The sequence below is a fragment of the Gordonia sp. LMA167 genome (assembly GCF_058130025.1).
The window spans coordinates 3,938,469-3,956,710 of the sequence record NZ_CM176708.1 but is presented as its reverse complement, the minus strand read 5'-3'; the positions used below and the strand labels follow the sequence as shown (position 1 = coordinate 3,956,710).

Below are 18,242 nucleotides of genomic sequence, written 5' to 3'. Positions count from 1 at the left end.
GATGGTGACAGTCCGGGCAGGTCTTTAGGTTGAAGGTGTGTCCACCGGATCACCGAGAATGCGAGGAATCATGTATCAACTACACATCGTCACACTGGTCGACGACTACGACGCCTGGCACGAGTCCTTCACCCAGGCCGAACCGTTCCGCGTCGCGGCCGGCGTCAGCGCCTACCGAGTGACCCAGACCCCCGACGAGCCGTCGAAAGTGTATATCGATCTCGACTTCGCCGAGCAGATGCAAGCCGAGGGTTTCATCGAAACTCTCGAGAGCATCTGGAACAGCCCACAGTCCCGATGCGTGTCTCGCGGACACAACCATCCCCAGATCCGAGAGATCCGAGAGATCCGCGAATACGCGGCCCCGCAACCGAGTTGACCGCTACACCGTGAAGCCGAGCGCCCGCAACTGCTCGCGCCCGTCGTCGGTGATCTTGTCCGGACCCCACGGCGGAATCCAGACCCAGTTGATCTCCATGTCGGTGCACAGGCCACTGTTCACCAGCGCTCCGCGCGACTGGTCCTCGATAACGTCGGTCAGCGGGCAGGCCGCCGACGTCAGCGTCATGTCGATCTTCGCGACCGCGTCGTCGGTGATCTCGATGCCGTAGACCAGACCGAGGTCGACGACGTTGATGCCGAGCTCCGGGTCGACGACGTCGCGCATCGCCTCTTCGACGTCCTCGAGCTGCGGCAGCGAGGTGGTCGGGGCCTCCGCCGGGGCGGTCGGGGCCTCCGGGGTGGTGGTTTCGTCACTCATGCTGACTCCGCTTCCTGGGCTTCCTGAGTATCTGAAGAATTGCCATTGTGCACCGTCTGTGCCAACGCATCCTTGAATGCCATCCATCCCAGCAGGGCGCACTTCACCCGAGCGGGATACTTGCTCACTCCGGCGAACGCGATACCGTCACCGATCGCGTCCTCGTCGCCGGCGTCGGCGCCGCGGGACGTCATCATGGCGTTGAAGGCATCAACCGTGGACAGTGCCTCGTCGACCGGCAGTCCGACAACCTGATCGTGCAGTACCGAGGTGGATGCCTGCGAGATCGAGCATCCCTGCCCGTCGTAGGAGATGTCCTCGACCCTCGCGCCGTCGGTCGACAAGGCGACACGCAGGGTCACCTCGTCGCCACAGGTCGGATTCACGTGATGCACCTCGGTGCCGAACGGTTCGCGCAGGCCACGCCCGTGCGGATGTTTGTAATGGTCCAGGATCACTTCCTGGTACATCTGCTCCATCCGCATCAGCGACTCCCGAAGAAGTCTTGCGCCCGGACGATCGCACCCGCGAGCACGTCGATCTCGGACAGGGTGTTATACGCGGCGAACGAGGCTCGCGCAGTTGCGGCCACGCCGAACCGGCGGTGCAACGGCCATGCGCAGTGGTGACCCACGCGAATGGCGACACCTTCGTCGTCGAGGATCTGGCCGAGATCGTGGGCGTGAATTCCGTCCATGAGGAACGACACCGCGCCGCCACGCCGATCGGCTGTCGCCGGCCCGACGATCCGGAGACCGTCGATCGCACCGAGACGCTCGAGCGCATACTCGGTCAGCTGATGCTCGTGGGCGGCGATCGCGTCCATACCGATCGCGTTCAGATAATCGACTGCGGCGCCGAGCCCGACCACCTGCGAGGTCATGGGTACCCCGGCCTCGAATCGCTGAGGCGGCGGCGCGTAGGTGGAGGCCTCCATGGTCACCGTCTCGATCATCGATCCGCCGGTGATGAACGGCGGGAGCGCATCAAGCAGCTCCGCCTTGCCGTAGAGCACCCCGACGCCGGACGGTCCGAACATCTTATGGCCGGAGAACGCCGCGAAATCGACGTCGAGAGCCGGGAAGTCCACCGGCATGTGCGGCACGGACTGGCATGCGTCGAGCACGACGAGCGCTCCGACCGCACGGGCCCGCGAGACCAGTTCGGGAACGTCGGCAACCGCACCGGTGACATTGGACTGATGGGTGAACGACAGGACCTTGACGGTGTCGTCGAGATCCAGCGAATTCAGATCGATCCGGCCGTCTGCGGTGACGCCGTACCACTTCAGCGTGGCGCCGGTGCGGCGGCACAGCTCCTGCCACGGAACCAGATTTGCGTGGTGCTCGAGTTCGGTGATGACGACGGTGTCGCCCGGGCCGAGTGGTTTGCCACCCAACACCGGTCCGGACCTGTCGTCACCCAGCGTGTGGGTGACCAGGTTCAACGCCTCGGTGGCGTTCTTGGTGAACGCGATGGTCGCGGCCGTTGCGCCGACAAACCGCGCGATCGTCTCGCGCGCCCCCTCGTACGCGTCGGTAGCTTCCTCGGCGAGCTGGTGTGCTCCACGATGAACCGCCGCGTTGTGCGTGGTCAGGAACGCGCGCTCGGCGTCGAGTACCTGCACGGGACGCTGCGACGTCGCGCCGGAATCCAGATACACCAGCGGCTTGTCATCGCGCACGGTCCGCGACAGGATCGGGAAGTCGGCGCGCAGAAGGTCCACGTCGAGCGGTTTCGACACCACGTCGGGTGAGAGCGTCATTGTGACACCTCCTTCGCTGAGATCAGCCCGCAGCCGCAGCCGAGGTGAAGCGGACGTAGCCGTTCTCCTCGAGTTCGTCGGCGAGTTCGGGGCCCCCGGACTCCACGACCTGTCCGTTGACGAACACGTGGACGAAGTCCGGCTGGATGTAGCGCAGGATGCGGGTGTAGTGCGTGATCAGCAGGATGCCGCCGTGCTCCTGCGCCTTGTAGCGGTTGACGCCTTCGCTCACCACGCGCAGCGCGTCGACGTCGAGGCCTGAGTCGGTCTCGTCGAGGATCGCGATCTTCGGCTTGAGCAGGTCGAGCTGGAGGATCTCGTGGCGCTTCTTCTCGCCACCGGAGAATCCTTCGTTGACGCTGCGCTCGCCGAAGGACGGATCGATCTCGAGGGCGCTCATCGCCTCCTTGGTCTCCTTGACCCAATGGCGCAGCTTCGGAGCCTCACCCCGCACCGCGGTGGCCGCAGTGCGCAGGAAGTTCGACATCGACACACCGGGCACCTCGACGGGGTACTGCATCGCCAGGAAGAGCCCGGCGCGGGCACGCTCGTCGACGGACATGTCCAGCACGTTCTCGCCGTCGAGCGTGATCGAACCCTGCGTCACCTGGTATTTGGGGTGCCCGGCGATCGCATACGACAACGTCGACTTGCCGGAGCCGTTCGGGCCCATGATCGCGTGGGTCTGATCCGACGACACCGTCAGGTCGACCCCCTTGAGGATGTGGATGGGTTCGGCGTCGGCGTCGCTCGGAGCGACATCGACGTGCAGGTCACGGATTTCCAGTGTGGTCATTCTCTAGGTTTCTTTCTTGGGCTGTGTGATCTCGATACGTCCTCGGCTAGCGCCTCGGACTACTCGATCAGCGGGTGTGGCGTCCTACTCGATGTGTGGCGTCCTACTCGATCAGCGGGTGTGGCGTCCTACTCGATCAGCGGGGGGCGTCGGCCGTGTTGCATCGGTACCACCGGGAAAATGTCAGGCGCCGGCTAGTTCAAGTTCGTGCTCGATCGCGGCTTCGAGGCGTTCCCGCAGGTCCGGCACCGAGATCTTGGCGATGACCTCGCGGAAGAATCCGCGGATCACCAGGCGTCGGGCCTGATCTTCGGGGATGCCGCGAGCCTGCAGGTAGAACAGGTGCTCGTCGTCGAAACGGCCGGTCGCGCTGGCGTGACCGGCACCGACGATCTCGCCGGTCTCGATCTCGAGGTTCGGCACCGAGTCGGCCCGGGCATTGTCGGTCAGCAACAGGTTGCGGTTGAGCTCGAAGGTGTCGGTGCCCTCGGCCGCCGGACGGATCAGAACGTCGCCGATCCAGACGGTGTGGGCTTCACGCGCCCGGTCCCCTGTCGGGTCGCCTTGCAGCGCACCCTTGTACACCACGTTCGAGCGGCAGTTGGGCTGGCTGTGGTCCACGAGCAGGCGCTGTTCGAGGTGCTGACCGGCATCGGCGAAGTACAGGCCCCACAGCTCCACGTCCCCACCCGGTGCGTCGTAGTGCACGACGGGCGAGAGCCGGACCAGGTTGCCGCCGAGGCTGATCGCGAAGTGGCGAACCACGGCGTCGCGACCGACCCGAACATGGTGGGCGGCGACGTGAACGGCGTCGTCGGCCCAATCGTGCACGTTCACAACCGTCAGTCCGGCGCTGTCGCCGACCACGAACTCGACGTTCTCGGCGTACGTGCCGCTGCCGACCTGGTCGAGGACGACCACGGCGCGGGCGAACCGCTCGAGACGGACCTGGATGTGCCCGAAGCCGACCTCACCCTCACCGGGGCCGGTGAGCTTGATGACAACCGGCTCGGACAGCTCGACCTCACGGCCGACGGTGATGACCGTGGCGTCGCCGAACGAGGAGAAGGCCTGTGCCGCGATCCGATCGAACGGTGCGCCGCCCTCTCCCAATCGCGGATCGTCACGACCGACGGTCTCGGCGGTGACGCCATCGGCGACGCCGGAGACCTCGATCGACGGATCAGCGCTTCGCTGGGCGGAGCCGTCGTGCAGCCCGCGCAGTCGGCGGAACGGGGTGAAGCGCCACACCTCTTCACGAGGGCTGGGCACCTCGAACGCATTCACGTCGAAGGACGTGAACATCTCCCCCTTGTTGACAGGTGTGACCGCCGGGCTGACGGGAATTGTGGGGTCTGCCATCAGCCGACGGCTCCTTCCATCTGCAGTTCGATGAGGCGATTGAGCTCGAGCGCGTACTCCATCGGGAGTTCCTTGGCGATCGGCTCGACGAATCCGCGGACGACCATCGCCATGGCCTCGTCCTCGGTCAGGCCGCGACTCATCAGGTAGAACAACTGATCGTCGCTCACCTTGGAGACGGTGGCCTCGTGGCCCATGGTCACGTCGTCCTCACGGATGTCGACGTAGGGATAGGTGTCGCTGCGCGAGATCGTGTCCACCAGCAGCGCATCACATTTCACCGTTGACCGGCTTCCGTGCGCACCCTTGTTGATCTTGATCAGGCCGCGGTAGGAGGCGCGGCCGCCGCCACGCGCCACCGACTTGGAGACGATGTTGCTCGACGTATTCGGCGCCAGGTGCACCATCTTCGATCCGGTGTCCTGGTGCTGACCCTCACCGGCGAACGCGACCGAGAGAACCTCACCCTTGGCGTGCTCGCCGGTCAGCCACACGGCCGGGTACTTCATCGTCACCTTGGAGCCGATGTTGCCGTCGATCCACTCCATGGTGGCGCCGGCCTCGGCCTTGGCACGCTTGGTGACCAGGTTGTAGACGTTGTTCGACCAGTTCTGGATGGTCGTGTAGCGGCACCGACCGCCCTTCTTGACGATGATCTCGACGACCGCCGAGTGCAGCGAGTCGGTCTTGTAGATCGGCGCGGTGCAGCCCTCGACGTAGTGCACGTAGGCGCCCTCGTCGACGATGATCAGGGTCCGCTCGAACTGGCCCATGTTCTCGGTGTTGATCCGGAAGTAGGCCTGCAACGGGATGTCGACGTGGACACCCGGGGGCACGTAGATGAACGAACCGCCCGACCAGACCGCGGTGTTCAGCGCCGAGAACTTGTTGTCTCCGGCTGGGATGACGGTCCCGAAGTACTCCTGGAAGATCTCCGGGTGCTCCTTGAGAGCCGTGTCGGTATCGAGGAAGATGACGCCCTGCTCCTCCAGATCCTCACGAATCTGGTGGTAGACGACCTCGGACTCGTACTGGGCGGCCACGCCGGACACCAGCCGCTGCTTCTCCGCCTCGGGGATGCCGAGCTTGTCGTAGGTGTTCTTGATGTCCTCGGGCAGGTCGTCCCAGGTGGCAGCCTGCTTCTCGGTGGACCGCACGAAGTACTTGATGTTGTCGAAGTCGATGCCGTCGAGTTCGGCACCCCAGTGCGGCATCGGCTTGCGGTCGAAGATGTGCAGCGCCTTGAGCCGCTGCTCGAGCATCCACTCGGGCTCGCTCTTCTTGCCCGAGATGTCGGTGACGACCGCCTCGGACAGACCGCGTTGCGCGCTGGCGCCCGCGACGTCGGAGTCAGCCCAGCCGTAGCCGTACTTTCCGATCGACGCGATCGTCTCCTCCTGCGTCAGCGGCGAGGGCTTGGTCGGCGTACCGGTGTCGGTCGCGGTTGGATCTGTGACTGTCATCGCGAGGCCTTTCGACTCGTCTTCTTCGAATGAGCAGATGCGGGCTGGGCATCGCTGGAAATCGTCATGGAGATACCGGAGCCACCCGACGCGCCTTGTGGCGGTGGATGCAACGGGACATGGGTGGTGCAGACGCAGTCGCCGTTGGCGATGGTCGCCAATCGCTGCACGTGCGTACCGAGCAGTTCGGTGAACACGGCGGTCTCGGCCTCACACAGTTCCGGGAACTCGGCGGCGACGTGGGCCACCGGGCAGTGATGCTGGCAGATCTGCATCCCGGTGCCCACCTCACGGGTGTTCGCCGAGAACCCTGCGCTGGTCAATGCGTCGGCGATGTCGTGCACAGTGTCGGTCACCGAACCCGATCGCTGGGCAGGCACCACATCGGCCACGATCTCCTCGACGCGATCGCGCGCGAACGCCTCGACCGCGACCTCGCCGCCGACATCGCGCAGTTTCCGCATCGCGGCACCGGCGAGATCGTCGTAGGCATGCCGCAGCTTGCCCCGACCCGTGGCGGTGAGCTGGAACCATTTCGCCGGGCGACCGCGACCGCGTCGCCCGAAGCCCGACGACGAGGTCTCCACATCGCCGACCTCGGTGAGAGCATCGAGATGACGACGCACACCGGCGGCACTGATGCCCAGACGATCTGCGATCTCCGTCGCGGTCAAGGGTCCGTCTTCGACCAGTAGTGACACCACGGCGGCGCGCGTCTGCCCGTCATGATGACCGGCAGAATTGGCCCCCTCGGAGGGGCCGATGGGCGCGCCCGCGGGCAGCGCTGTATCGCTCCTCATGGTTTTCACAACACAAGTGTGTCGTAATTACTTCCCGACTGTCCACCAAGGTTCCCCTAACCGGCTCCCTGATCGCTCTGCTCCGGCGTGAAGTCCCCGCGCGGCGTCCGACATTTTTCGGAGAAGCGCGACCACCCCATTAGAGTCGTCGACGTGCCAGTAACCACAGTGACGGGTGGTCGGGCCCGCTCGCTGCGCCATCGTCTGCGAGCAACGGTGGACTACCTGGGCCTGAGCCGATCCGGTCCCGCACGGGACACGAGAGATCGCGATGTCACCGACCGTCGGGGCGACTACGGCAAGACCGTCGCCCGCCTGCACGACGACGAGCATGAGGTCGGGCCACTCAACGACGCCGAGAATCGGCGCCTGCTGCGCATCAAGCTGTTCGGTGCGACGGGCTCGGTGCTGCTGCTGATCGGCTCGCTCGGTACCGGCGCGATTCCCGTCCTGCAGAACCCGGTCGCCGGCATGCGGGTGCTTTCGCTGCCGTCACGTATGTGGAGTACGGCCCTCACCCTGTCGATCGGCGGCACCATCATGCTGGTCGTCGCCTGGCTGTTGATCGGCCGATTCGCGGTGGGCCGATTCAGCGTCGAGGTCCGGCACGGCCGCAGCCCGGACCGGCGGATGACCCGCAAGCAGGCCGACCGCACCCTCATGCTGTGGATCGCCCCGATCATCGTGGCGCCGCCCCTGCTGTCCAAGGACATCTATTCCTATCTGGCCCAGAGTGCGATCGCCTACCGCGGCATGGACCCGTACGTGGTCAGTCCGGTTCGTGGCCTCGGCGTCGACCATGTGTTGACCCGATCGGTGCCGAACCTGTGGCGGGACACGCCTGCGCCCTACGGCCCACTGTTCCTCTGGATAGGCAAGGGGATCACCGCCGTCACCGGCGACAACATCACCGCGGCCATTTTTCTGCACCGCCTGGTGGCGCTGGCCGGGATCGCACTGATCGTCTGGGCCCTGCCCCGGTTGGCCCGGCGCTGCGGGGTCTCCTCGGTCGCCGCGCTCTGGCTCGGGGCGATGAACCCGCTGGTGATCCTGCATCTCGTCGGCGGCATCCACAACGAGGCCCTCATGCTCGGCTTGATGCTCGTCGGTCTCGAGCTCTGTTTCCGGGCGATCTACGGCAGCGATCGGCTTCGCAGACCCGACTCGATCTGGCCGTCCCCGGCCGGCTGGACCCTGATCGCCGGTACGGCGGTGCTGTCGGCGTCGGCGATGGTCAAGATCACGTCGATGCTCGCGCTCGGCTTCGTCGGCATCGCACTCGCGCAACGATGGGGCGCCACGCTGCCGGCGCTGCGCCACGCCCCGTTCAACCAGTGGTGGGAGCGGTCCCGACGGTCGATCGCCGCGCTGGCGGCCTCCGGGGCCGCGCTCGCGAGCATCCTGATCATCGTCATGGTCGGGATCTGCTTCGGCACCGGACTCGGGTTCGGCTGGACCAGCACGCTCTCGACCGGCGACGTGGTGCGGTCCTGGATGTCGATGCCAACGCTGCTGTCGGTCACCACCGGGCGCATCGGGGTCGCGTTGGGTCTCGGCGACCAGACCCAGGCGATCCTCGAGGTGGGACGACCGCTCGGCGAGTTGATCGCGGCCGTGTTCATCATCCGCTGGATGCTGGCGTCGCTCGGCGGACGACTACATCCGCTCGGCGCGCTGGGTGTGTCAATGGCCACAGTCGTGGTGTTCTTCCCGTTCGTCCAGGCGTGGTATCTGCTGTGGGCAGTGATCCCGCTCGCTGCCTGGGCGACCCGCCCCTGGTTCCGGCTGACCACCATCGCGGTGTCGGCGATCATCGCGATCGTGGTGATGCCGACGAGTTCGAACACCAGCGGAGTGGTTCTCGCGCAAGGACTTCTGGCCGGCGTGATCATGGTCGCGGTGATGACGGCGTTGTTCTTCGAGGACCTGCCGGTCCACCGATGGTGGCGGAGGCGGCGTGAGACCGCGACGCCGGCAAAAGATTCGCGGTCGGGGTGAGCTGCGTCGGTACGTCGCGATGCCGCCATTTTTGGCCGACGAGGACGAAAGCATAGTCTGGCCAGTGTGCACGGCACGACGACCCGAGAGCGCCATGGCGATGATCGACGAGATGATCATGCGCGAGAATCGCCGTCGCCGCACTCGCCCCGACCAGGCGATCGCCGCATGCTGAACACGGATGGCGGCGCCTCGCCCGCACTGTCTGTCGCGGGTCTGGTCAAGCGCTACGGAGAACACACCGCGGTCGACGGGTTGGACCTGGAACTGGCCACCGGGTCGATCCTGGCCCTCCTCGGACCCAACGGAGCCGGCAAGACCACCACCGTCGAGGTCTGTGAAGGTTTCCTCACTCCCGATGCAGGCAACGTCCGCGTCCTGGGCCTCGACCCCATCGCCGACAACGATCGGCTGCGTCGCCGGATCGGCGTGATGCTGCAGGGCGGCGGCGCCTATCCGGGCGCCCGCACCGAGGAGATGCTGCACCTGTGCGCCGCCTACTCCGCCGATCCCGTGGACCCGGTATGGCTGCTCGACGTCCTCGGATTGGCCGAATGTGCGCGCACCCCGTTCCGGAGGCTGTCCGGTGGACAACAGCAACGGCTTTCCCTGGCGTGCGCGATCGTCGGCCGTCCAAAACTCGTGTTTCTCGACGAACCGACCGCCGGACTCGACGCGCACGCGCGGATTCTCGTGTGGGAGCTGATCGATCGGCTGCGCAGCGACGGCGTGTCCGTGCTGCTGACCACTCACCTGATGGACGAGGCAGAAGAACTCGCCGACCAGGTCGTCATCATCGATCACGGGCAGGTCGTGGCATCCGGCACCCCCGCCGACCTCACGCGTCGGGGCGCGGAGAACGAATTGCGATTCTCGGCTCCCCGCGGATTGGACCTGTCGCTACTCCTGTTGGCGTTGCCCGAGGACTATCGCTGCACCGAGACGTCCCCCGGTTCCTATCTCGTCCGTGGCCCGGTCACGCCCCAGGTGTTGGCCACGGTCACCGCGTGGTGCGCGAAGATCAACGTGCTCGCCACCGACCTCCGCGTGGAGACCCGGAGCCTCTCCGATGTCTTCATCGACCTGACCGGACGGGCGTTGCGCTCATGACCGCGCCCGCCAACCGGTTCGCTCCCGGCACCTTCGCCCCCCGGCCTCAGGCCGCATCGCTGCCGGCGATCCTGACCGCGCAGGCGCGGATGGAGCTCACACTGCTGTTGCGCAACGGCGAACAGTTGCTGCTGACCATGTTCATCCCGATCACCCTCTTGATCGGACTGTGTCTGCTGCCGGTGGACACCGGGCTGGGTGAGTCGACCGCGGAACGCGCAGGCACCTTCGTACCCGCGATCATGACCGTGGCGGTGATGTCCACCGCGTTCACCGGACAAGCGATCGCGGTCGGCTTCGACCGGCGCTATGGCGCATTGAAGCGCTTGGGCGCCACGCCGCTTCCCCGCTGGGGCATCATCGCGGGCAAATCGATGGCCGTGATCATCGTCGTCGCGCTGCAGGCGCTGATCATCGGGGCCATCGGTCTCGCGTTCGGTTGGCGCGCGTCTCCCCTGGGGATCGTGCTCGGTGCCGTGATCATCGCGATCGGGACGGTCACGTTCTCCGCGCTGGGGCTGCTGTTGGGCGGGACGTTGAAGGCCGAGGTCGTGCTCGCGCTGGCCAACCTCCTGTGGTTCGCAATGGTCGGCATCGGCAGCCTCGTGGTGATGGACGATCGGGTACCGACGGCAGTCGGCTGGATTGCCCGCTGTGTGCCGTCGGGGGCGTTGACCGAGGCGCTGAGCCAGGCGACCGACGGCGGGTTCGACTTCTTCGGTATCGGTGTTTTGCTGGCATGGGCGGTCGTCGCCGCCGCGCTGGCGGTGAGGTGGTTCAGGTTCGAATGACAACGTCTCAGAAGCCGTCCGCGGCACCGATCGACGGCGGGAACGACATCCGACGACCCGCAGGCGGCCGCTTCGACCGGATGCCCGGTTTCGGTAGGCCGACCGCACGTTTTGTCTGGTACTGGGCACTCGCGCTGCTCGCAGCCAATGTCGGCATCGTCGCGACCGGCGGCGCAGTCCGGCTGACCGGCTCCGGGCTCGGATGCCCGACCTGGCCGCGATGCACCGACGACTCCTTCGTGCCGCATGAAGCGCTCGGAGTCCACGGTGTCATCGAATTCGGCAACCGTATGTTGACCTGGGTCCTCGTCATCATCGCGATTGCGGCGTTCACCGCGATATTCCGCTACGCCCGTGCCACACGGCGGGACCGATGGCTGGTCACGCTCCTCGCCCTCGGTATCCCGTTCCAGGGAGTCATCGGTGGCATCACCGTGCTGACCAAGCTCAACCCATGGGTCGTCGCACTGCACTTCCTGCTGTCGATGGCGCTCGTGTCCGGCGCAACGGTGCTGGTCTACCGTCTGCGTCCGAACCCGACGGCATCGACCTCCAGGGGCCCGTGGACGTCACTGGGCCGCCGACTGGCCTGGCTGCAGTACGTGGTGACTTGGGCGGTGATCTACCTCGGCACGGTGGTGACCGGTTCGGGCCCGCACGCTGGTGACGCCGATGCGCCGCGCAACGGATTGGCGCCCGACAACGCCACCCAGCTACACGCTGACGGCGTGTTCGTACTCGTCGGTCTGGCGGTGGCGATCGCAATCGTCACGCACGTCATGCGAGTTCCGGAGCGGCGGACCGCCAATGTCTTCCTCGGGCTGATCGCGATCCAGGGCGTCATCGGCATCGTCCAGTACAACACCGGCCTGCCGATCGCCCTCGTGATCGCGCACATGACGGTCAGCGCGTTGCTGCTGATCACCGCGACCTGGCTGATCCTGCAGTTCAGCGGCGACGAGTCCTCCGACGACGACCTCGAGTTCTCGGCAACCGCGGGTTCGCTGCGTACGGAGCGAAACGCTCGCTGAGAGCGAAGTACGACTCAGACGTCAGAGAATCGCGCGGTTGCGCGCCTTGGGGAACCGGGTCTGCTTGGCGACCCAGCCGGCCATCTTGCGGTAATGCGACCCGGACACGTTCGCGGTCGAGGTCAGGTCGCGATCCCATTCGGCCGTCTCCAGACCGTCGATCGAATCGACCACGGCCTCGGCCACAGCGAGATCGTCGACGACACGGTCGCCGAGGATGCCACCGCTCTCGCCGACGAGGGTGATGCGCACCCCGGCCGCGCCGATCGGCTGTAGCACCGCCTTCGCCGATCCGCCCTCACGGCCGATGAATCCTTTGATCGAGGTCACCACGTCTTTCGGTACCTCGACAGGCGCAGGGGTCTGGTCGACGGTCTCGGATGCAGGCTGCTCGCTCATGGTGCATGAGCATACCGGCCCGGTCGGGTCGTGGTGCACGCCCGCCCATGGGGTAGAACAGTGCCATGCGCGCAATTCAGGTGGTCCGCCACGGTGGCCCGGAAGTCCTCGAGCACGGCACCGTCGACGACCCGATCCCGGCGCCGAGTGAGGTCTTGGTGCGCACGTCGGCGATCGGTGTGAACTTCATCGACACATACCTGCGGCGCGGCCTGTATCCGTCGGTCCCGCCCTATGTCCCGGGCACGGAGGGGGCCGGCGAGGTGATCTCGGTGGGCGCCGACGTCGACGATCTGACCGTGGGCCAGCGGGTGTGCTGGGTCGACACCCCCGGAAGCTATGCGGAACTGGTGGCGGTACCGGCCGGCCGCGCGGTGCCGATCCCCGATGCCGTTCCAGACGACGTGGCCGGATCGGCGATGTTGCGCGGCCTGACCGCCCACTACCTGCTCGACGGAAGTGCGCACCCGCAGGCCGGTGAGACGGTGCTGATCCATGCCGGTGCGGGCGGCGTCGGGCTGATCCTGACCCAGCTCGCCAAACGTCGGGGACTTCGGGTGATCACCACGGTGTCGAACGATGAGAAGGCGGCGCTGTCGGCAGCGGCAGGTGCCGACCACGTCCTGCGCTACGGTGACGCACTCGCCGAGGAAGTGCGGGGACTCACCGACGGCCGCGGCGTCTCGGTCGCGTACGACGGTGTCGGTGCGGACACCTTCGAACAGTCGCTGGCCTCGACGGCCGTGCGCGGCATCATCGTCCTGTTCGGCGCCTCGTCGGGTCCTGTGCCGCCGTTTGACCTGCAACGCCTCAATCCGGCCGGCTCGCTGACGGTAACGCGTCCGACACTCGGGCACTTCGTCGCCGACCCGGAGGAATTGCGGTGGCGTGCCGACGAGCTGCTGTCCGCGATCGCCGACGGCGACATCGATGTTCGGGTCGGGCAGCACTACCGGCTGGAAGACGCGCGCGAGGCACACACCGACCTCGAGAGCCGCGCAACCACCGGCGCGACTGTGCTGATCCCGGGCTGACGCGCACTCCCGAGGCGCGCGGATCGGCCCTTCGTGACGGCCCTCCGCTGGCGCTCCGGGCCTCCTCAGGGACCGGATATGGACTCCGGTCCCCACTCGCAGAGTCCTGCCACCGCGGAGGACGTCCGAGCCTGCGAGAGACGTCACCACCCCGCGCCAGACCAGCCTGCGAGAAACGTCACCACCCGACCCCGAGCAGCCTGCGAGAGAGGTCACCACCCGACCCCGAGCAGCCTGCGAGAGAGGTCACCACCCCGCTCCCTGAGGAGCCTCCGAGCCTGCGAGGATGCGTCACGAAGGGGCACTCCGTGCCGTCCGGAATCAGAAGTAGCTGGTGATCAGCGGCAGATTGATGACCGCGTCGATGGCGAGACCGCAGAACAGGATCGCCAGGTACTCGTTGGACTGGAGGAAGATCTTCAGCGGGGTCACCTCGGCACCCGCACGCGTCTCCTTGTACAGCTTGTGCACACGGCTCGCGAACCAGCCGCCGGACAGGATCGCGACCGCAGCGTAGATCCAGCTGGTGCCGGCGATCAGTACCAGCGAGCTGAGCACCGTGGCCCAGGTGTACAGGAGCATCTGCCGCGTGACGCGTTCCTCGGTGGCGATGACGGGCAACATGGGGACGCCGGCGGCCCGGTAGTCCTCCTTGTATCGCATGGCCAACGCCCAGGTGTGCGGGGGTGTCCAGAAGAAGATCACCAGGAACAGCACGATGGGCTGCCAACTGATCGACCCGGTGACGGCGGCCCAGCCGACGAGCGTCGGCATACATCCGGCCGCTCCGCCCCACACCACGTTCTGCCAGGTGCGGCGCTTGAGGATCATGGTGTAGACGCCCACATAGAAGGCGATCGTCGCGGTGACGAGCAGGGCGCTGAGCAGATTGGCCGCCAACCACAGCACTGCGAACGAGCCGATCCACAAGACGATGCCGAAGATCAACGCATTGCGTGTGGACACCGCGTGGCGAGCGAGTGGACGCCGGGCGGTCCGCTTCATCTTCTGGTCGATGTCGGCGTCGGCGACCATGTTCAGTGTGTTCGCGCTGCCCGCACCCAGCCATCCGCCGAGCAGCGTCGCAGCGATCAGCCCGATGTCGACGTGTCCACGGTCGGCCTGCAACATCACCGGGATCGTGGCCACCAGGAGCAGCTCGATCACTCGGGGTTTCGTCAGCGCGACGTAGGCGAGCACCGTTGCCTTGAACCGCGACGGAACGGACTCGGATGGACTCGGCGACGACGGTGAATCCGACGTGCCGTGGGTACCGCGGGATGCGGCGGACAGCCCTCCGCTCACATGGTCCCCAATCCTCACAGCCTCTCCTCGTCTGCCCCCGGCAGCGTCGGAACACGGCAGATCGAAGACGACAGCGTCGAGCACGACAGCGTAGAAACCAACAATGGGGGCTACTACAGAGCATGGTAGACCGTGAGTTCCGTGATCGAAGAATCGCGTCCCGACCGCGATGGGTCACTCGCCGCGCACCGGCGCGACGCGAAAGATTACTCTGGACGTCGTAGTTGCCGAACCGAAGTTGCCGAACCCGTGGCAGGCCACGTCGGAACGTTCCGGCGCGATGCCGCGACCACGCCCCGACGGCCTCGTGGACCACACCGCCCACCACGCTGTGGGCTTGTACACACCAAGGATTGCGATAACCCTCGCACCGATAGGCAGGAGACAGCACAACCGTGGCGCTCACAGATGACATTCGCGCGTTGACCCAGCCCGCATACCCAGACGACTGGTCGGACGTGGACACTCGCGCGGTGGACACCGCCCGGCTGCTTGCCGCCGACGCCGTGCAGAAATGTGGCAGCGGCCACCCCGGCACCGCCATGAGCCTCGCTCCCCTGGCCTACACGCTCTTCCAGCGCGTGATGCGGCACGACCCGACCGACACCGGCTGGGTCGGTCGCGACCGCTTCGTGCTGTCGTGCGGGCACTCGAGCCTGACGCTCTACATCCAGCTCTACCTCGGCGGATTCGGCCTCGAGCTCAGCGACATCGAGGCGTTGCGCACGTGGGGCTCACTCACCCCCGGACACCCCGAGTTCCGCCACACCAAGGGCGTGGAGATAACCACCGGCCCGCTCGGTCAGGGACTCGCCTCCTCGGTCGGCATGGCGATGGCCGCACGCTACGAGCGCGGGCTCTTCGATCCCGATGCCGCGCCCGGCGCCAGCCCCTTCGATCACTTCATCTACACGATCGCCTCTGACGGCGACATCGAAGAAGGTGTCACCTCGGAAGCATCGTCGCTGGCCGGTACCCAGCAGCTCGGCAATCTGATCGTGTTCTACGACCAGAACCAGATCTCGATCGAGGACGACACCGACATCGCCCTCTCCGAGGACGTCGCCAAGCGGTACGAGGCCTACGGCTGGCACGTCCAGACCGTCGAGGGCGGCGAGGACGTGGTGGCCATCGAGGCGGCGATCGAGGCGGCCAAGGCCGTGACCGACAAGCCGTCGATCATCTGTCTGCGGACGATCATCGGCTATCCCGCGCCCGAGAAGATGAACACCGGTGCGGCGCACGGCTCCGCCCTCGGTGCCGACGAGGTCGCCGCGACCAAGAAGATCCTCGGCTTCGACCCGGACGAGAACTTTGCGGTCTCCGAAGAGGTCATCGGGCATACCCGCAAGCTGGCCGAGCGTGGCGCGGCGGCCAAGGCGGATTGGCAACCCGGTTTCGACTCCTGGGCGACCGCGAATCCGGAGACCAAGGCACTGTTCGATCGGTTGCAGGCGCACGAGCTGCCCGACGGGTGGACCGACGTGTTGCCCTCATGGTCACCGGACGAGAAGGGTGTGGCCACCCGTGCCGCATCCGGCAAGGTGCTCTCCGCGCTCGGGCAGGTACTGCCCGAACTCTGGGGCGGTTCGGCCGACCTCGCCGGCAGCAACAACACCACGATGGACGGCGCCGCATCCTTCGGGCCGACCTCCATCAGCACCAAGAAATGGTCGGCGAACCCGTACGGCCGCACCCTGCATTTCGGTATCCGCGAGCACGCGATGGGATCGATCCTGTCCGGCATCGCACTGCACGGACCGACCCGCGCCTACGGGGGCACGTTCCTCCAGTTCTCCGACTACATGCGGCCGGCAGTGCGCCTGGCAGCGCTGATGGAGATCGACCCGATCTATGTCTGGACCCACGACTCCATCGGACTCGGCGAGGACGGTCCCACCCATCAGCCGGTCGAACACCTCGCCGCGTTGCGGGCCATCCCGCATCTCGACGTCGTGCGGCCAGGCGATGCAAACGAGACCGCTTACGCCTGGCAGCACCTGTTGACCCGGCGCAACCGCCCGGTCGGCCTCGCACTCACGCGGCAGAACGTGCCGACTCTCGAGGGCACCAGCGCCGATGGGGTCGCCAAGGGCGGGTATGTGCTCAGCGACTCCGACGGAGATCCGCAGGTGGTCCTCATCGGTACCGGTTCCGAACTGCAGCTCGCCGTCGAGGCACAGAAGGCGCTGAAGGAGAAGGGCGTCGCCGCCCGGGTGGTCTCGATGCCGTGCGTGGAGTGGTTCGACGAGCAGCCCGACGGATACCGCGACTCGGTGCTGCCCCCGACGGTTCCGCGTGTCTCGGTCGAGGCGGGGATCGCCATGCCGTGGTACCGGATCGTCGGCGACAAGGGCGAGATCGTCTCGCTGGAGCACTTCGGCGCCTCCGCCGACTACAAGGTCCTCTACAAAGAGTTCGGACTGACGGCCGAATCGGTCGTCAACGCGGCGCAGCGCGCAATCAACAACTAAACAGGACCAACGTCAGAGGAGAGAATCGTGACCCAGAACGAGAAGCTCGCCGAACTGTCCGCCGCCGGAGTCTCGGTATGGCTGGACGACCTGTCCCGTGACCTGATCGGCTCCGGCGACCTCGCCGAACTGATCGCCACCAAATCCGTCGTCGGCGTGACCACGAATCCGTCCATCTTCCAGGCCGCGTTGTCCAAGGGCACGAGCTATGACGCCCAGGTCAACGAACTCGCTGCGCGAGGTGCGGACGTCGACGCCACTATCCGGACCGTCACCACCGACGATGTCCGCAACGCCTGCGACGTGATGGCACCTGCCTATGAGGAGTCCGACGGCGTCGACGGCCGTGTGTCGATCGAGGTCGATCCGCGGCTGGCCCACGACACCGACGCCACGGTGGCCCAGGCCATTGAGCTGTGGAAGATCGTCGACCGCCCGAATCTGCTGATCAAGATCCCGGCCACCAAGGCCGGGTTGCCTGCGATCACCCGCACCCTCGCCGAGGGCATCAGCGTCAACGTGACGCTGATCTTCTCGGTCGAGCGCTACAAAGAGGTCATGGACGCCTACCTCGACGGTCTCGATGCCGCCGCGGAAGCCGGCCACGACCTGTCGAAGATCCACTCGGTCGCGTCGTTCTTCGTGTCGCGGGTCGACACCGAGATCGACAAGCGGCTCGACGCCATCGGCACGCCGGCGGCCATGGACCTCAAGGGCAAAGCGGCACTGGCGAACGCCCGACTGGCCTACCAGGCCTATCAGGAGATCTTCGAAGTCGAATCTCGCTTCCCCGACCTGCTCGCCAAGGGCGCCCGACCGCAGCGCGCACTCTGGGCGTCGACCGGTGTGAAGAACCCCGACTATCCCGACACCCTCTACGTCAGCGAGCTCGTCGCGCCCAACACGGTCAACACCATGCCGGGCAAGACGATGGACGCGTTCGCCGATCACGGTTGGGTCAACACGGGATCGATCATCGGACTGGCGAACGAGTCCCAGGAGGTCTTCGACCAGATCGCGGCGGTCGGCGTCGACCTGGCCGACGTGTTCGTCGTGCTCGAGGACGAGGGTGTCAGCAAGTTCGAGGTCGCCTGGAACGAGTTGCTCGACGCCACCGCCGAGCAACTCTCGGCCGCCGCGAAGGGCTGACCCCG

The 18,242-nt window shown here is 66.3% G+C and carries 17 protein-coding genes; 8 read left to right on the top strand and 9 right to left on the bottom strand.

The window, feature by feature from the left end:
- The first annotated feature begins 70 nt into the window (after window positions 1-70).
- Complete coding sequence (locus tag ACVT6V_RS18010; RefSeq protein WP_489895114.1) at window positions 71-379, top strand: hypothetical protein; 309 nt, start codon at window positions 71-73, stop codon at window positions 377-379.
- Between the two features lie 3 nt (window positions 380-382).
- Here the strand turns inward: ACVT6V_RS18010 and ACVT6V_RS18005 are convergent, their stop codons facing one another.
- From ACVT6V_RS18005 to ACVT6V_RS17975, 7 genes are all read right to left on the bottom strand, one after another.
- On the bottom strand, window positions 383-760 hold the full coding sequence (locus ACVT6V_RS18005; protein ID WP_489895112.1) for a metal-sulfur cluster assembly factor: 378 nt from the start codon (window positions 758-760) through the stop codon (window positions 383-385).
- Window positions 757-1,245, bottom strand: coding sequence for a Fe-S cluster assembly sulfur transfer protein SufU (gene sufU / locus ACVT6V_RS18000; RefSeq protein WP_489895110.1), 489 nt, complete (start codon window positions 1,243-1,245; stop codon window positions 757-759). Before sufU ends, ACVT6V_RS18005 begins: the two co-directional genes overlap by 4 nt.
- Window positions 1,245-2,525 carry a cysteine desulfurase gene (locus ACVT6V_RS17995; protein WP_489895108.1) on the bottom strand — a complete coding sequence of 427 codons (1,281 nt, stop codon included), beginning with the start codon at window positions 2,523-2,525 and terminating at the stop codon, window positions 1,245-1,247. The genes sufU and ACVT6V_RS17995 overlap by 1 nt, the downstream gene beginning before the upstream one ends.
- A 22-nt stretch (window positions 2,526-2,547) precedes the next feature.
- Window positions 2,548-3,321, bottom strand: a complete 774-nt coding sequence (sufC, locus tag ACVT6V_RS17990) for a Fe-S cluster assembly ATPase SufC (RefSeq protein ID WP_489895106.1) — start codon at window positions 3,319-3,321, stop codon at window positions 2,548-2,550.
- Window positions 3,322-3,504: 183 nt separating this feature from the next.
- On the bottom strand, window positions 3,505-4,683 hold the full coding sequence (gene sufD / locus ACVT6V_RS17985; RefSeq protein ID WP_489895104.1) for a Fe-S cluster assembly protein SufD: 1,179 nt from the start codon (window positions 4,681-4,683) through the stop codon (window positions 3,505-3,507).
- A complete protein-coding gene (sufB, locus tag ACVT6V_RS17980) occupies window positions 4,683-6,146 on the bottom strand; it encodes a Fe-S cluster assembly protein SufB (RefSeq protein WP_489895102.1) in 1,464 nt (487 codons plus the stop codon). The genes sufD and sufB overlap by 1 nt, the downstream gene beginning before the upstream one ends.
- Window positions 6,143-6,946, bottom strand: a complete 804-nt coding sequence (locus ACVT6V_RS17975; RefSeq protein ID WP_489895101.1) for a helix-turn-helix transcriptional regulator — start codon at window positions 6,944-6,946, stop codon at window positions 6,143-6,145. The genes sufB and ACVT6V_RS17975 overlap by 4 nt, the downstream gene beginning before the upstream one ends.
- Window positions 6,947-7,099: 153 nt before the next feature.
- Between ACVT6V_RS17975 and mptB the strand changes: the two genes are divergently transcribed.
- From mptB to ACVT6V_RS17955, 4 genes are all read left to right on the top strand, one after another.
- Complete coding sequence (mptB, locus tag ACVT6V_RS17970) at window positions 7,100-8,944, top strand: polyprenol phosphomannose-dependent alpha 1,6 mannosyltransferase MptB (RefSeq protein ID WP_489895100.1); 1,845 nt, start codon at window positions 7,100-7,102, stop codon at window positions 8,942-8,944.
- A gap of 168 nt (window positions 8,945-9,112) precedes the next feature.
- The gene (locus tag ACVT6V_RS17965; protein ID WP_489895099.1) at window positions 9,113-10,054 is read left to right on the top strand and encodes an ABC transporter ATP-binding protein; all 942 of its coding nucleotides are present in this window, start codon (window positions 9,113-9,115) and stop codon (window positions 10,052-10,054) included.
- Entirely contained in the window at window positions 10,051-10,845 is a 795-nt protein-coding gene (locus ACVT6V_RS17960; RefSeq protein WP_489895098.1) for an ABC transporter permease, read from the top strand. The genes ACVT6V_RS17965 and ACVT6V_RS17960 overlap by 4 nt, the downstream gene beginning before the upstream one ends.
- Complete coding sequence (locus ACVT6V_RS17955) at window positions 10,842-11,876, top strand: COX15/CtaA family protein (protein WP_489895096.1); 1,035 nt, start codon at window positions 10,842-10,844, stop codon at window positions 11,874-11,876. The genes ACVT6V_RS17960 and ACVT6V_RS17955 overlap by 4 nt, the downstream gene beginning before the upstream one ends.
- A 21-nt stretch (window positions 11,877-11,897) precedes the next feature.
- On the opposite strand, the gene ACVT6V_RS17950 is transcribed toward ACVT6V_RS17955, so the two are convergent.
- A complete protein-coding gene (locus ACVT6V_RS17950) occupies window positions 11,898-12,275 on the bottom strand; it encodes a hypothetical protein (protein ID WP_489895095.1) in 378 nt (125 codons plus the stop codon).
- A gap of 65 nt (window positions 12,276-12,340) precedes the next feature.
- Between ACVT6V_RS17950 and ACVT6V_RS17945 the strand changes: the two genes are divergently transcribed.
- Window positions 12,341-13,309: a quinone oxidoreductase family protein gene (locus ACVT6V_RS17945; RefSeq protein ID WP_489895094.1), complete on the top strand. Its 969-nt coding sequence runs from the start codon at window positions 12,341-12,343 to the stop codon at window positions 13,307-13,309.
- 321 nt (window positions 13,310-13,630) lie between these two features.
- On the opposite strand, the gene ACVT6V_RS17940 is transcribed toward ACVT6V_RS17945, so the two are convergent.
- The gene (locus ACVT6V_RS17940) at window positions 13,631-14,614 is read right to left on the bottom strand and encodes a heme o synthase (RefSeq protein WP_489900870.1); all 984 of its coding nucleotides are present in this window, start codon (window positions 14,612-14,614) and stop codon (window positions 13,631-13,633) included.
- A 395-nt stretch (window positions 14,615-15,009) separates the two neighbouring features.
- Between ACVT6V_RS17940 and tkt the strand changes: the two genes are divergently transcribed.
- Window positions 15,010-17,088 carry a transketolase gene (gene tkt, locus ACVT6V_RS17935; RefSeq protein ID WP_489895093.1) on the top strand — a complete coding sequence of 693 codons (2,079 nt, stop codon included), beginning with the start codon at window positions 15,010-15,012 and terminating at the stop codon, window positions 17,086-17,088.
- A 27-nt stretch (window positions 17,089-17,115) separates the two neighbouring features.
- Window positions 17,116-18,237 carry a transaldolase gene (gene tal / locus ACVT6V_RS17930; RefSeq protein ID WP_489895092.1) on the top strand — a complete coding sequence of 374 codons (1,122 nt, stop codon included), beginning with the start codon at window positions 17,116-17,118 and terminating at the stop codon, window positions 18,235-18,237.
- The last annotated feature ends 5 nt before the right edge of the window (window positions 18,238-18,242 follow it).

Coding starts and splice junctions, on each gene's coding strand:
- ACVT6V_RS18010 (WP_489895114.1), top strand. CDS start 71: ATGTATCAACTACACATCGTCACACTGGTCGACGACTACGACGCCTGG.
- ACVT6V_RS18005 (WP_489895112.1), bottom strand. CDS start 760: ATGAGTGACGAAACCACCACCCCGGAGGCCCCGACCGCCCCGGCGGAG.
- sufU (WP_489895110.1), bottom strand. CDS start 1,245: ATGCGGATGGAGCAGATGTACCAGGAAGTGATCCTGGACCATTACAAA.
- ACVT6V_RS17995 (WP_489895108.1), bottom strand. CDS start 2,525: ATGACGCTCTCACCCGACGTGGTGTCGAAACCGCTCGACGTGGACCTT.
- sufC (WP_489895106.1), bottom strand. CDS start 3,321: ATGACCACACTGGAAATCCGTGACCTGCACGTCGATGTCGCTCCGAGC.
- sufD (WP_489895104.1), bottom strand. CDS start 4,683: ATGGCAGACCCCACAATTCCCGTCAGCCCGGCGGTCACACCTGTCAAC.
- sufB (WP_489895102.1), bottom strand. CDS start 6,146: ATGACAGTCACAGATCCAACCGCGACCGACACCGGTACGCCGACCAAG.
- ACVT6V_RS17975 (WP_489895101.1), bottom strand. CDS start 6,946: ATGAGGAGCGATACAGCGCTGCCCGCGGGCGCGCCCATCGGCCCCTCC.
- ACVT6V_RS17965 (WP_489895099.1), top strand. CDS start 9,113: ATGCTGAACACGGATGGCGGCGCCTCGCCCGCACTGTCTGTCGCGGGT.
- ACVT6V_RS17960 (WP_489895098.1), top strand. CDS start 10,051: ATGACCGCGCCCGCCAACCGGTTCGCTCCCGGCACCTTCGCCCCCCGG.
- ACVT6V_RS17955 (WP_489895096.1), top strand. CDS start 10,842: ATGACAACGTCTCAGAAGCCGTCCGCGGCACCGATCGACGGCGGGAAC.
- ACVT6V_RS17950 (WP_489895095.1), bottom strand. CDS start 12,275: ATGAGCGAGCAGCCTGCATCCGAGACCGTCGACCAGACCCCTGCGCCT.
- ACVT6V_RS17945 (WP_489895094.1), top strand. CDS start 12,341: ATGCGCGCAATTCAGGTGGTCCGCCACGGTGGCCCGGAAGTCCTCGAG.